The following is a 14,021-nucleotide window of genomic DNA, read 5'->3' as shown; positions in this document are numbered from 1 at the left end:
CCAGTCGCCCTTGTCTTCGCCGGGCTTCCAGTCGCCCTTGTCTTCGCCGGGCTTCCAGTCGCCCTTGTCTTCGCCGGGCTTCCAGTCGCCCTTGTCTTCGCCGGGCTTCCAGTCGCCCTTGTCCTTGCCGGGCTTCCAGTCCTTGCCGTTCGAGTCGCCTCGGTCCCACTTGCCGCCGTCGCGGGCCGGCTTAAGCTCGACCTTGCCGGTGACCTTGGACCAGACGAAGGGCTTCTCCTGCGGCTTCTCGCAGATCTCCACCAGCTTGATCTCTTCACCGGGCTTGCCGGCGTGCGGCTTCGCGAAGACCTTGCCCTCGGGCTCATGCGGCGGGCCGTCGGCGAACGCGACTCCCGGCGCGAACACCAGCAGGGAGGCACCGCCTAGCGCAGCGCCTGCCACGACCTTCCCGAGCATTTTCTTAGCCATGACCTGTGTCACTCCATCCCTGATTTGTCCTGCGGCCGGTTGCAACCGCGCCAGAACCGACGTTAGACCGGTTCATGACTTATGCAGGGAAAGATTCGTGTTTTCGCATTAGTCCGATAGGTGCGTCCGGTGGTAGGGATCGATCCCGCCGTGCCGGACTGTCCCCAGGTTGGCCTGGCGTCGCCGTTGAGAGGGTGTTCGCGCCGGTAAGGGGCTTGGGCGGTTTGTCCGCTAGACTTCCGAAAGTATCGAGCCATTGCCATGGAAGCGCTCCCATGCAAGAATCGCTCCACGCGGTTAGCGGAGCCACACCGCGCAGCAGGGAGTCGAGGGCACCGGTCAGACCGGACGACCACCCACTGAAACGACCGGGTCAGCCCCCGATCGTCGCACCACCACCACGCCCGTCCGGGTCGGGCGCTCAACAAGAATCCCGTTGGCACCGGCGGCTGTCCCGCGTAGGACGCCCTGGGGCCACGTGCCGGGCCGTACAGCGGATCCGGTCTCGCCCAAGGAGATCAGTGGCATGAACGTGTGGAGAAAACTGTCCGGCCCTCGCCGGGCGGTCGCGCTGGCCGGCGCGAGCGCGCTGGTCGCGGGCGGTTTGGTGACGTTGCCGGTCTCGGCTGCGTACGCGGCGACGCAATGCGACGTGGCCTACACGACCAACGACTGGCCGGGCGGATTCACCGCCAACATCACGATCAGGAACATCGGCGACCCGATCAACGGGTGGACCCTCGGCTTCACCTTCCCCGACGGCAACCAGCGGGTGCAGAACGGCTGGTCGGCCCGGTGGACCCAGTCGGGCCGCAACGTGACCGCCCAGAACGAGTCCTACAACGGGAACCTTTCCACCGGCGGCACCGCCAGCATCGGCTTCAACGGTGCGTGGAGCGGTAGCAACCCGCGTCCGACCTCGTTCACCATCAACGGCGTGGCCTGCAACGGCGGCAACCCGCCGCCCACGAGCCCTCCGCCGACGAGCCCTCCGCCCACGAGCCCCCCGCCGACCAGCCCGCCGCCCACGAGCCCTCCGCCCACGAGCCCTCCGCCCACGAGCCCCCCGCCCACCAGCCCGCCGCCCCCCGGCACCAAGGTGGACAACCCGTACCTGAACGCCAAGGGCTACGTGAACCCGGAGTGGAAGGCCAGGGCCGAGTCGGTTCCCGGCGGCAACCGGGTCTCCAACATCTCGACCGCCGTCTGGATCGACCGGATCGCGGCCATCGAGGGCACCGAGGACAGCCAGTCCAACGGCCCGATGGGCGTTCGGGACCACCTGGACGAGGCCGTGCGCCAGGGTGCCGACTACATCCAGTTCGTGATCTACAACCTCCCCGGCCGTGACTGCGCGGCGCTCGCCTCCAACGGTGAGCTGGGGCCGAACGAGCTGCCCAAGTACAAGGCCGAGTACATCGACCCGATCGCGGCGATCATGCGCGACACGAAGTACCGCAACGTCCGGATCATCAACGTCATCGAGGTCGACTCGCTGCCGAACCTGGTGACGAACACCTCGAACAACCCGGGTGGCACGGTCATGTGCGACACGGTGAAGGCCAACGGCGCCTACGTGAACGGTGTCGGCTACGCCCTGGCCACCCTGGGCTCGATCCCGAACGTCTACAACTACGTCGACGCCGGACACCACGGCTGGCTGGGCTGGGACAGCAACTTCGTCCCGACCGCCCAGGTCCTGAAGCAGGCCGCTACCGCCTCCGGCAGCACCGTCAACCACGTGCACGGGTTCATCACCAACACCGCGAACTACTCCGCGCTGATCGAGCCGTACGCGAAGATCGACGCCACGGTGAACGGGCAGACCGTCCGCCAGGCCAAGTGGATCGACTGGAACTGGTACAACGACGAGCAGAGCTTCGCTCAGGCCTTCCGGCAGGAACTGGTCCGGCAGGGCTTCCCCAGCGACATCGGCATGACGATCGACACCTCCCGTAACGGCTGGGGCGGCCCGAACCGGCCCACCGCCGCGGGTCCGACGACCAGCGTCGACGCCTTCATCGACGGCGGCCGGGTCGACCGTCGCTTCCACAAGGGCAACTGGTGCAACCAGGCTGGTGCGGGTATGGGCGAGCGCCCGAAGGCCGCGCCGGCGACCGGTATCGACGCGTACGTCTGGGCCAAGCCCCCGGGCGAGTCGGACGGCTCCAGCCGCGAGATCCCGAACAACGACGGCAAGGGCTTCGACCGGATGTGCGACCCGACCTACACCGGTAACGACCGCAACGGCAACAGCCGTAGCGGCGCCCTGCCGGACGCCCCGATCTCGGGCGCCTGGTTCGCCGCGCAGTTCGCCGAGCTGATGGCGAACGCCTACCCGCCGCTGTCCTGACGGTCAGGCACACCCGCCGCCAGCGGTAGGTGAGGCACTGCGGCGGCAGGTTACCCGGGCCCCTGGTCCGACCGCACCGGTCGGACCAGGGGCCCACCCCTGTGCACGGCGAGGAATCCCCGCCCTGGGGTGAGGTCAGGGCACGGTCTTCTCGACCGCCGCCCGACCGGTCTCGGCCAGCTCCCGCCGCGCCCGTTCGATGTTCTCCGGGGTGGGATCCTGGCCCCGGGCCGCCACCAGATCCTCCGGATCCCAGGGTTGTTCCGCCCCCGTGCGGATGTTGTCCTCGGCGGCCCCGGTGCCGGTGCCGGTGGCCCCGGTACCGGCGGCGTACGGATCACCGATGAGCTCGTCGGACGGGTCGTCCCGCCCGCCCGGTTCGGTGAAGGTCGGGGTGTCCGCGTCCGGGCCGCCCCCGGTCATCAGCTGGGGCACCCCGGAGTCGTCATCGACCGCTGCGGCCACCTCGGGGCTCTCCTCAAGCGGTCGTTTCCGCCCACGATCGGTCATCGTCGCCACCTCCCTGTCCGCAGCCGAATCACCTGGCCCCTGCCGGAATACCCGCCAGGTCAGCGGACATGCCGACGGCGGGTGCCCCCACAGGACACCCGCCGTCGGTGGTGGGTCTCAGCGACCGAGAACCCGGTCCAGGAAGTCGCGGTACTCGCGCACGGCGACCCGCAGCTGCTCGGTGTCGGTGGCACCGGCCTCCTGCCAGCTGCCGAGCTTCTCCTTGTGCTGGGTCAATGCGGCCGACAGCGCCTGCATGGCCTCGTCGACCAGGGTCTGGGCCTCACCGGCGGCCCCCCGGGGGTCGTCGACGAAACGCAGCTGGACATCGCGCCAGCGGTCCCGGAATCCCTGGGCCGTACTGTCGTCGAACAGGGTCGCCGCCCCCGCCGGTACGGCGGCGGTGGCACCGTTCGACCCGGCGGTCTCGGTGGTCTGGGTGTCCGGGTCGACCATCGCCGAGGTGGCGCTGCCGTAACCGGCCCCGCCGGCCGCCGCCGCCTTGGTGTCGGTCCCCGGCAGGGTGGACCGGTCCGAGTCCTCGTCGTCGGCGCGGTGGCTGCCCGCGTCGCGGTTGACGTCCTCGGCCTCCCGCACCTCGGCGGGGTCCACCTCGTCGTGACGTCCGTCGAACTCGGCCGTGGGGTCGGCCCGCAGCCCTTCGCCCGTACCGTCGGCGGCACCGTCGCCCGGTCGGGCGGTGCGCTCCGCGCGCGGGTCGGGCTGGTCCTGCGGAAGCGGGCTGGCCAGCGCGGAGGCGGCCACCGCCCCGCCGACCGTGGTCGCGCCGAAGGCCGACGGCACCGGGCCCGGCTCGTGGAACTCGGCCTGCTCGTCGTCGCCCGGTCGGCCGTCCCACGGTCGGTTCCGGTCGGTTTCGGACTCCGCGCGGACGGAACGCTCGTCCGTACCGTCGAACTCGTCCGTGCCGTCGATGTCGTCCCTGCGGTCGAAATCGTCCGTCGCCTGGTCGTCGGGGACCGGCACCGGAGCCGACCGTACGGTCTCGGGGTGGTCGTTGTTTAGCTGCTGTTCTTGCTGCCGCATGGTGGTCTCCTCAGCGGTTGGTGGCGTCGTGGGCGGCGTCAGGCTGGCGCTGTTCCGGCGTCCTGGAGGCCAGTTCCTCACCGAGCAGGTCGGCGAAGAGGGCGCGGTAGTGGACGAGGGCCTGGCGGAGGTCCTCCGTGCCGGCCTCGCCCCGGCTGTTGCGCAGGTGGATCTCGTGGGCGTCCCGGTAGTGGCTCAGGGTGCGGGCGTGCTCGACGGACAGGTGCGCGATCTGGTCGGAGAAGTCACCCGTGGGGTAGCCCCGTTCGGCGATCAGCCGGGTGACCAGTTCGTCGGCCTGTCCGACGGTCTCGGCGGGGGAGTCGACGAAACGGACCTGAAGCTCCTCCCAGGCCTCGGCGTACCGGGCCCGGGCGGCCGGGTCCAGGGGGACCAGCTCGAGTTCGGCGTGCCGGCGCTCGCGCTCGCGCAACTCCCGCTCGGCGGCGCTACGACTGTCCTGTTCGGCGATGACATGGTCGTACTCGGGGCCGAAGCGCTGCCGGAGGGCGCGGCGGCGGCTGGCCACCACCAGGGCCGCGACGACGGCGGCGACGACCAGGATGACGAGGACGGTGACGACTATCTGCGTGGGCGACATGGCTCCTCCTTCGCCTGCAGGTATTCCCTCCGTCCACTGATCGCCAATCCCGTTCCGGAGCACTTTCCTCGCCCAGGTTGCCCATTGCCGGTCCCGGTGCCGTCGGCGAGGGCCTGCACGGAAGACCGGTTCGCACGGATTCGGGCGCAATGGGGGTCAACCGAACGATCGTCAACGTACCGGTCGTCTCGACGGACGGTAGTGCGGCGAGCGCGGATTACGTATCCTGCCCAAGGCGCCCGAGCCGGCGCCCCGGGGGACAACTGGGGTGCATCCGGCAAAGGTGCTGCCCGGCCGTGCCGGAGCCCCTCCAGCCACCCTTCCGGGCGAGGTCCGATTGAACACCCGCGACTGGCCGATCCGCTCCAAGCTGACCGCCCTGGTCGTCGTGCCGGTGACCGCCCTGCTGGCCTTGTGGATCTTCGCCACCACCCTCACCTTCGGACCGGCCCTCGACCTGTTGTCCGCCCGGACCCTGCTCTACGACCTGGGGCGGCCCGGCGAGACCGTGGTGGCCGAGTTGCAGCGCGAGCGGCGGCTGTCCGTGGTGCACCTGGCATCCTCCCGGGCGGACTGCGCCAAGCAGTCGGCCGGGTGCGTGGTGCCGGCCCTGGGCGAGCAGCGGGACCGTACCGACGTCGCGGTGGAGCAACTGCGCCGCCGGGTGGCCGGAGAGAAGTTCCGAGAGGCCGCCGGTGAGTTGCTCGAAGCCCGACTGGACCGGTTGCTCGACAGGTTGGCGGGGCTGCCGGCGGGACGGGCGGCGATCGACCGCCGGGAGTTGGACCGGATCGGCGCGGTAGGCCTCTACAGCGACCTGGTCTCGGCCGCCTTCCACACCTTCGAGGCGTTGGCGAACCTGCCCGACCAGAATCTCAACCGGGAGGCGCGGGCCCTGACGGACCTGGGCCGCTCCCGGGAACTGCTCGGGCAGACCGATGCCCTGCTGGCCGGGGCTTTGGCCGCCGGGGGCTTCGCCAAGGGCGAGCACACCATGCTCGTGCAGAGCATCGGTAACCAGTGGTTTCTCATCCAGTCGGCGGTCGCCGACCTGCCCGGCCCGGAACAGGCCGCCTACCAGCGGCTGGCGGAGCAGGAGGGGTTCGGTCGGCTGCGCGCGATGCAGGACGAGCTGATCGCCGCCGGTCCGGCGGGCCGGATCACGGTCGACGCGCGGGCCTGGCAGTCCGGCTATGACACCGTGCAGCAGTCGTTGCGGGACTTCGAGCTGACCCAGGCCGACGGACTGGCCGACCGGTCGGTGCCGATAGCGGTGAGCATCCTGGCCCGGCTGGCCGGCGCCGGGGTGCTGGGTCTGATCGCCGTGGTGGTGTCGCTGGTGGTGGCCGTGCGGGTAGGCCGGTCGCTGGCCCGGCGGCTGACCCTGGTTCGCGGGCGGCTGACGGAGACCGCGGAGAAGGGCCTGCCGGAGGTGGTGGACCGACTGCGCCGGGGCGAACAGGTCGATGTCGACCGGGAGGCACCCGTGGTCGACGAGGGCACCGACGAGATCGGGCAGGTGGCCCAGGCCTTCACGGAGGTGCAGAAGGCCGCCATCCGGGCCGCCCAGGTCGAGGTCACCCTGCGCCGTGGGCTCAACGAGGTCTTCCTGAACATCGCCCGCCGTAGCCAGGGCCTGGTGCACCGGCAGATCGCCCTGCTGGATCGGCTGGAACGCGACGCGGAGGATCCGGACCATCTGGCCGAGCTGTTCCGGGTCGACCACCTGGCCACCCGGCTGCGCCGGCACGCGGAGGATCTGGTCATCCTGGCCGGGGCCATCCCGGGGCGCGGTTGGCGTGAGCCGGTGGCCATGGTGGATCTGATCCGGGGGGCGATCTCCGAGGTCGAGTCGTACGATCGGGTCGAGATCACCTCCTTGCAGTCCGCCGGCACGGCGGGGCGGGTGGTCGGGGACATCATCCACCTGCTCGCCGAGCTGATCGAGAACGCGACCACTTTCTCCCCGCCGCAGTCGCGGGTGACGGTCTCCGGTGAGCATGTCGCAAACGGGTACGCCCTGTCCGTCTCCGACCAGGGCCTGGGCATGACCGCGGCGGCCATCGAGGAGGCCAACCGCAAGCTGGCCCGGGCGCCGGAGTTCGACCCGGCCGAGACCGCCCGCCTAGGCCTGTTCGTGGTGGCCCGACTCGCCGGCCGGCACGGCATCCGGGTGCGACTGCGCCGGTCGGAGGGCGCCGGGATGACCGCAGTGGTGTTGATCCCCGCCGACCTGATCACCACCGAGCCCTCGCCGCTGCCCGCCCTGGACGCCGCGGACAGCGGCGACGAGGGCGCCATGGAGCAGCGGCGGCTGGCGCGGGCCAGCCGACTGGCCACCGTGCCCCGACCCCGCAGCCGAACGGCTGCTACCTCGAAGGGCTGGCGCTCACCGGCCGCGGAGAGCCGGGGCGGGCCGCGCCAGGCCTCGACCGTGGGGCCGGCCGAGTCCGACGGGCTGCCCCGGCGGATCCGGCGACGTCCGCCGGCCGGAGCCACGACCGGCCCCGGCGCCGAGCCGACGAAGGCCACGGCCGAGGAGGTCTCCGCAACCACGGCCGCACCCCCGCCCGGCACGGACCAGGCCTCCGCCGGGGTGAACTCACCCACCGTGCAACTGCCCGCGCTGGCCCAGCGACCGGCCGACCGGCGGCCGTCGGTGACGGCACCCCACGGCAGCACCGCCCGGGTGGGCGAGCCGACGCCGCGCAGCCCGCAGGAGGCGCGGCGGTTCATGTCCGCCTTGCAGTCCGGCACCGCCCGGGGCCGGCAGGCCGCCGCCGGTACGGCCGAGGGTCGACCGGCCCCGGTCGCCGGGGAGGCGGGAGGGGGCGCCCAGCCCCGATCGGACCAGAGCGCCGCCACCCGCCGGGAATCGACCACCGAGGAGGCTGGACCGTCGACCGGCGGACCGGTCACCGTGCAATCCCCGACCGTTACTGAGAGGGACGCCTGATGCAATCGACGAGGCAGAGTGCCAATCTCGACTGGTTGCTCGACGATCTGGTGGAGCGACTGCCCGCCGCGCGGCGGGCAGTGGTGCTCTCGGCGGATGGGCTGCTGCTCGGCTCCTCCGCCGAACTGGACCGTGCCGACGCCGAACATCTGTGTGCCCTGGCCTCCGGGCTGGCCAGCCTGGCGCGGGGTGCCAGCCGACAGTTGGGCGGTGGGCCGGTGCGGCAGACGGTGGTGGAGATGGAGTCGGCGTACCTGTTCGTGACCGCCGCCGGACAGGGCGCCTGCCTGGCGGTGGCCAGCGACACGGACGCGGACATCGGCCTGGTGGCGTACGAGATGGCCATGCTGGTGACCAGGGTGGGGGAGAACCTCCAGGCACCGGTGCGGGCGTCGATGGGTGCCGCCGATGCGGACTGAGTTGTCCGGGCACCGGCACGAGTGGCTTGACGGGGATGCCGGGCCGGTGGTCCGGCCGTACACCCTGACCGGTGGCCGGGTGCGCTCCTGCGCGGACGGTTTCGACCTGGTCGCGTACGTGTTGGCGAAGCCGAACCCGGATCTGGGGGCGTTCCCGGAACTGCATCCCGAGCACCGGCTGTTGGTGGCCCTGGCGGGCCGGGGCACCCCGGTGGTGGAACTCGCCGCCGACCTTGACCTGGCGGTGGGTGTGGTCCGGGTACTGCTCGGTGATCTGCTGTCCCGGGGACTGGTCGCCGTGCAACAGCCGCCGCGCGCCACGTACCTGCCCGACAACAACATCCTCAAGGCGGTGGTGGATGGACTCCGTGCGCTATGACGCCGATTATCGGGACCCCCGGGTCCCCCTGGCGTTGAAGATCCTCATCGCCGGTGGCTTCGGCGCCGGCAAGACGACCCTGGTCAGCGCGTTGAGTGAGGTGCGGCCGCTGCAGACCGAGGAGATCCTGACCGGGGCCGGCATCGACACCGACGACATCTCCGGGGTGGAGGGCAAGTCGACGACCACGGTGGCGATGGACTTCGGGCGGATCACCATCAACGAGGACCTCCAGCTGTACCTGTTCGGTACCCCGGGGCAGGACCGCTTCCGGTTCCTCTGGGACGAGTTGGCCTTCGGGGCGTTGGGGGCGGTGGTGCTCGCCGACACCCGGCGACTGGCCGACTGCTTTCCCTCGATCGACTACTTCGAGCAGCGGGGGGTGCCGTTCGTCGTCGGGGTCAACTGCTTCGACGGCTCGCAGCGGTTCAGCCTGGAGGCCGTACGCCGAGCCCTGGACCTGGACCCGGAGGTGCCGATGGTGCTCTGCGACGCCCGGGACCGGCAGTCCGGCAAGGCTGTGCTGATCTCCCTGGTCGAGCACGTGGCCCGGCAGCGGGGCGAACCGGTGCCGGCGGCCTGACCCGGCGAAGGCCGGCGGCGGCAGGTCTAACCGCCGGTGTCGGGGGGAAGGGGTCTGATGGGACCTAGGCAGTTCGGCGGAGAGGTGGCACCTGGTGGCAGGTCGAGGCGAGATCGTTCACATCGGCGGGTACACGGCGCACAGCGGCGGGCGGGGCACCGGGATCGTCGCCGCCTCGCGTGACCCGGAAACCGGCGAGCTGACCTCCCTGGGCACGGTCGCGGTCACCGCCTCGCCGTCGTTTCTCACCCGCCATCCCACCCGGCCCGTGCTGTACGCGGTCAACGAGCTGCCCGAGGGCACGATCAGCGCCTGGCGGGTGGGGCCCGAGGGGGACCTGACCGCGATCGGCTCGTGGGCCACCGGCGGAGCCGATCCCTGCCACCTGGCGGTGTCGCCGGAGGGTCGGAACCTGCTCGTGGCCAACTACGGCGGCGGGAGCGTGACGGTCTTCCCGCTGGATCCCGAGGGGGTGCCGGGCGACCGTAGTGACCTGGTGCAGCACACCGGCCACGGCCCGAACCCCGAGCGCCAGGAGGGGCCGCACGCGCACATGGTCGCCCCCGGGGCCGAGGGCCGACCGATCCTCGCGGTGGATCTCGGCACGGACTCCATCTACCGGTACGACCTCGACCCGGCCTCCGGGCGGCTGGTCCCCCGGGCACCCCGGGTGCGTACCCCCGCCGGGGCCGGCCCCCGGCACCTGGCCCGGCATCCCGACGGCCGGCGTTGCTACGTCTGCGGGGAGCTGGACGGCTCGGTGCTGGCCTACGAGCTGACCGAGGAGGGCGGGTGGCACCAGTCGGGGCGGGTCGAGGCCAGCGAACGGGCCGGGCACGTCCAACCGTCGGAGATCGCGGTGGACGCCGAGGGGCGCTTCCTCTACCTGGCCAACCGGGGGGTAGGCACCATCGCCGTCTTCGCGCTGGGGTCTGGGCTGCCGAAACTGGTCGAGGAGGTGGCTACCGGCGGCGAGTGGCCCCGGCATTTCGCGATGGTCGGGGACCATCTGTATGTCGCCGACGAGCGGGCGGACATGGTGCGTACCTTCCGGATCGACCGGGAGAGCGGGGTGCCGGTGGCGGTCGGGGAGCCGCTGACGATTCCCAGCCCTACTTGCGTTCTGCCCTGATCGTGGGTGTTGGACATTGATGAATCCACATTGCGCCGTTGAGTCATCACTCAGAGTTACTAAATCACGGTAAACTGTTTCTCCTCCGTAACTTTCGTCCGAACGGCCATGGCAGTCCCATGGTCAGGTCCGGAAGATGGTCAGCGTGTCAGCAGGCCGCCATCGCATGCGTTCAGGTTTCCACGGCGCCGCCGCCGCAGCCGCGGTCGGCGTGCTCGTCGTCACCGCCGGTGGGTGGGTGGGCTATCGGCAGCTTGCCGGCCCGGACTGCGCTGGCAAGATCGAACTGTCCGTCGCGGTCTCGACCGAACTCGCACCCGCTGTCGACGCGGCGGCCACCGAGTGGGAGCAGAACGGTGCCGCAGTCGACGGGACCTGCATCGACGTGACCGTGGCGGCGGCCGACGCGGTAGAGGTCGCCGCGGTGGTGGCGGCCAAGCACGGGGCCACCCTGGCCGGGGTCGGTCAGGCCAGCGGCACGGCGGTCAGCCCGGACGTCTGGATCCCGGACTCCTCCACCTGGTTGCTGCGGCTGCAGACCGGCGGCGCGGCCGCCTTCGCACCGGGCAACGGTGCCTCCGTCGCCAGCAGCCCGGTGGTGGTCGCCATGCCGGAACCGACCGCCGAGCGGTTGGGCTGGCCGCAGGAGGAAATCGGCTGGACCGAGCTGCTGACCCGGGTCAACAGCGACCGGCCGTTGAAGACCGGCATCGTCGAGCCGACCCGCGACGCCGCCGGCCTGTCCGGACTGCTGTCGCTGATGACGGCGGCCTCCTCCGCCGGGGGTGCGACCGCCGAGCAGGACCGCATCGGCGCCCTGCGGGCGCTGGCCTCCGGTGCCTCGGCCCTGCGCCAGGACCTGCTGGCCAAGTTCCCCACCGCCCCGGACGCCACCACCCTGGCCAGTGCCCTCGGGGCGGCGGCACTGTCCGAAGAGAACGTCATCCGGTACAACGCCAAGAAGCCGCCGGTGCCGCTGGCGGCGCTGTACCTGAAGCCGTCGCCGCTGCCGCTGGACTACCCGTACGCGGTGCTGCCGGGCATCGAACCGGCCAAGGCCTCCGCCGCGCGGGTGCTGTTCGAGGTGCTGACCACCCCCTCGTTCAAGGACCGGCTGGCCGCCCAGGGGCTGCGTGGGCCGGACGGCAACTGGGGCAGTGGCTTCCAGCCCCCGCAGGGCGCACCCAGCCCGGCCAGCGGTGACTCCTCCGCCGCGCCGCCTCCCCAGGGCGGCATCGCCGCCGGTGGCCTGGCCCCGGACGCGGTGGAGCGGGCCGTCTCCAGTTGGTCCATCGCCACCCTCTCCGGCCGGATGCTCTGCATCATCGACGTCTCCGGCTCGATGAAGAAGGCCGTGCCGACCGCCAACGGCGCCACCCGCCAGCAGGTCACCGCAGAAGCCGCCCGGCGGGGCCTGAACCTGTTCGACGATTCCTGGTCGATCGGTCTGTGGGTCTTCTCCACCAACCTGGACGGGGCGCGTGACTACCGGGAGGTCGTGCCGACCGGCCCGCTGTCCCGGCAGCGCAGCTCCCTGGAGCGCAGCCTGGACACGATCACCTCCTCCAGCGGCGACACCGGCCTGTACGACACCCTGCTGGCCGCGTACCAGAACGTGCAGCAGAACTGGGAACCGGGCAAGGTCAACTCGATCGTCCTCTTCACCGACGGCAAGAACGAGGACGCCGACGGTGTCTCGCAGCGGCAACTGCTCGCCGAGCTGAAGCGGATCAAGGACCCGGACCAGCCGATCCAGGTGATCATCATCGGCATCGGCACGGAGGTCAGCAAGGCGGAGCTGGACACCATCGCGCAGAGCGCCGGTGGGGGTGCCTTCATCGCCGCGGACCCGACTAAGATCGGGGACATCTTCCTACGAGCCATCGCCCTGCGGAAGGCGCCCGCCTAAGTCGTGCCTCAGTAAGAACCGTGGTGCGGGGGTGAATCCTATACCACAGACCAATTACGGCTGGTTTGCTGGGGCTGCAAGTGACGGCAATACGTCCGAAGCAATTGCTCGGCATAGTTCTCAGGAGAGGATGTCGTCGTGCACCGGCAGTTCCGGCTTACCGTCGAGCTGGAGCCGTGCCGTCGGCGAGCGAAGTGGGAGGGCTGGTGACCTCGGCGACGCTGTTGACCCCGGCCAGATCTTCAACACACCCTGACGGTACGTCGTCATCGAGCAGCTCGCTGCGCGGTGGGCAGCGGGCGTACGTGCGAACCCTGGTGGTGCTGGACGCCACCGTCCTCACCCTGGCCGTGCTCGCCGGCTACGCGGCCCGCTTCGGTGAGGCCGCCCCACGGGGCACCCACGTGCCCTACGTCCTGGTGGCTCCCGCCCTCGTCCTGGCCTGGTTGCTGTCGCTGAAGGCGATGCGCTGCTACGACGACCGGGTGATCGGCTACGGCGCGGACGAGTACCGGCGGGTCAGCATGGCCAGCCTCCGCCTGGCCGGGGCGGTCGCCATCGCCGGTTACATCGCCGACGTCGGGGTGTCCCGGGGCTTCCTGGCGATCTCGTTCGCGGTCGGGCTGGTCGGCCTTGAGCTGGCCCGGTTCGCCGCCCGCAAGCGCCTGCACCGGGCCCGCTCGACCGGGGCCGGCTGGTCCCGCCGGGTGCTGGTGGTCGGCGACACCGCGCACGTACTGGAACTGGTGCACACCCTGCGCCGGGAACCGTACGCCGGTTATCAGGTGGTCGGTGCCTGCATCCCGGACGCCCTGCTGGCACCGGTGGCCCAGCGACTCGGCGACGTGCCCGTGGTCGGCTCCTTCCGGGGCATCCCGGAGGCCGCCGCCGCGATCGGCGCGGACACGGTCGCCGTCACCGCCAGCGGGGAACTCACCGCCGCCCGCCTGCGTCGGCTGGGTTGGCAGTTGGAGGGCACCGGAATCGACCTGGTGCTGGCCCCGGCGTTGACCGATGTCGCCGGCCCGCGCATCCACACCCGCCCGGTGGCCGGCCTGCCGCTGATCCACGTGGAGGCCCCGGAGTTCCGGGGCACCCGCAAGCTGGTCAAGGGTTTCGTCGACCGGTCCATCTCGCTGGTGGCGGTGGCTCTGCTGTTGCCCCTGCTGGTGTTCATCGCTCTGGCCATCAAGCTGGACAGCCGGGGGCCGGTGCTGTTCCGGCAGACCCGGGTCGGGCAGGGGGGCGAGGAGTTCGGGGTCTTCAAGTTCCGGACCATGGTGGTCAACGCCGACGTCCTGCTGGCCGAGCTGGCCGCGCGCAACGAGACCGACGGCCTGATGTTCAAGATGCGCGACGACCCCCGGGTGACCCGGGTCGGGCGGCTGCTGCGCAAGTGGTCGCTGGACGAGCTGCCGCAACTGGTCAATGTGCTGCTGGGGCAGATGAGTCTGGTCGGGCCGCGTCCTCCGCTGCCCTCCGAGGTGGCCCGCTACGACGGCGATGTGGCCCGCCGACTGCTGGTCAAGCCCGGCATGACCGGTCTCTGGCAGGTCAGCGGCCGGTCGGATCTGAGTTGGGAGGACGGCATCCGGCTGGATCTCTACTACGTGGAGAACTGGTCGCTGGCGGCCGACCTGACGATCCTGTGGAAGACCTTCGGCGCGGTGGTCAACAGCCGGGGCGCCTACTGAGCCGTGGCG

Annotated in this window: 11 protein-coding genes and 1 pseudogene; 8 read left to right on the top strand and 4 right to left on the bottom strand. The window is 71.1% G+C overall.

Going from position 1 to position 14,021, the window contains the following annotated elements; translation table 11 throughout:
* A pseudogene (locus tag ACGFIK_RS22805) lies at window positions 1-429 on the bottom strand (hypothetical protein); the annotation flags it as partial.
* 526 nt (window positions 430-955) lie between these two features.
* On the opposite strand from ACGFIK_RS22805, the gene ACGFIK_RS22800 reads away from it, so the two are divergent.
* Entirely contained in the window at window positions 956-2,782 is a 1,827-nt protein-coding gene (locus ACGFIK_RS22800) for a glycoside hydrolase family 6 protein (protein ID WP_327024365.1), read from the top strand.
* 135 nt (window positions 2,783-2,917) lie between these two features.
* Here ACGFIK_RS22800 and ACGFIK_RS22795 read toward each other — a convergent pair whose 3' ends face one another.
* The 3 genes from ACGFIK_RS22795 to ACGFIK_RS22785 form a co-directional block, all read right to left on the bottom strand.
* Window positions 2,918-3,292 (bottom strand): hypothetical protein, encoded by a 375-nt coding sequence (locus ACGFIK_RS22795; protein WP_327024366.1) that lies wholly within the window; start codon window positions 3,290-3,292, stop codon window positions 2,918-2,920.
* Window positions 3,293-3,409: 117 nt separating this feature from the next.
* Window positions 3,410-4,339 (bottom strand): hypothetical protein, encoded by a 930-nt coding sequence (locus tag ACGFIK_RS22790; RefSeq protein WP_327024367.1) that lies wholly within the window; start codon window positions 4,337-4,339, stop codon window positions 3,410-3,412.
* 10 nt (window positions 4,340-4,349) lie between these two features.
* Entirely contained in the window at window positions 4,350-4,940 is a 591-nt protein-coding gene (locus tag ACGFIK_RS22785; protein WP_327024368.1) for a hypothetical protein, read from the bottom strand.
* A 337-nt stretch (window positions 4,941-5,277) separates the two neighbouring features.
* Between ACGFIK_RS22785 and ACGFIK_RS22780 the strand changes: the two genes are divergently transcribed.
* From ACGFIK_RS22780 to ACGFIK_RS22750, 7 genes are all read left to right on the top strand, one after another.
* A complete protein-coding gene (locus tag ACGFIK_RS22780) occupies window positions 5,278-7,896 on the top strand; it encodes a nitrate- and nitrite sensing domain-containing protein (RefSeq protein ID WP_327024369.1) in 2,619 nt (872 codons plus the stop codon).
* Complete coding sequence (locus ACGFIK_RS22775) at window positions 7,896-8,315, top strand: roadblock/LC7 domain-containing protein (RefSeq protein WP_327024370.1); 420 nt, start codon at window positions 7,896-7,898, stop codon at window positions 8,313-8,315. Before ACGFIK_RS22780 ends, ACGFIK_RS22775 begins: the two co-directional genes overlap by 1 nt.
* Window positions 8,305-8,694: a DUF742 domain-containing protein gene (locus ACGFIK_RS22770; protein WP_327024371.1), complete on the top strand. Its 390-nt coding sequence runs from the start codon at window positions 8,305-8,307 to the stop codon at window positions 8,692-8,694. Before ACGFIK_RS22775 ends, ACGFIK_RS22770 begins: the two co-directional genes overlap by 11 nt.
* A complete protein-coding gene (locus ACGFIK_RS22765; RefSeq protein WP_327024372.1) occupies window positions 8,675-9,277 on the top strand; it encodes an ATP/GTP-binding protein in 603 nt (200 codons plus the stop codon). The genes ACGFIK_RS22770 and ACGFIK_RS22765 overlap by 20 nt, the downstream gene beginning before the upstream one ends.
* A gap of 94 nt (window positions 9,278-9,371) precedes the next feature.
* Window positions 9,372-10,409 (top strand): lactonase family protein, encoded by a 1,038-nt coding sequence (locus ACGFIK_RS22760; RefSeq protein WP_327024373.1) that lies wholly within the window; start codon window positions 9,372-9,374, stop codon window positions 10,407-10,409.
* A 145-nt stretch (window positions 10,410-10,554) separates the two neighbouring features.
* Window positions 10,555-12,318 (top strand): substrate-binding domain-containing protein, encoded by a 1,764-nt coding sequence (locus ACGFIK_RS22755; RefSeq protein WP_327024374.1) that lies wholly within the window; start codon window positions 10,555-10,557, stop codon window positions 12,316-12,318.
* 206 nt (window positions 12,319-12,524) lie between these two features.
* Window positions 12,525-14,012, top strand: a complete 1,488-nt coding sequence (locus tag ACGFIK_RS22750; RefSeq protein ID WP_327024375.1) for a sugar transferase — start codon at window positions 12,525-12,527, stop codon at window positions 14,010-14,012.
* Window positions 14,013-14,021 lie beyond the last annotated feature (9 nt).

Source organism: Micromonospora sp. NPDC048871 (genome assembly GCF_043198155.1).
Classification (GTDB): domain Bacteria; phylum Actinomycetota; class Actinomycetes; order Mycobacteriales; family Micromonosporaceae; genus Micromonospora.
The sequence above is the reverse complement of the archived record's forward strand: the minus strand, read 5'-3'. Positions and strand labels throughout refer to the sequence as shown.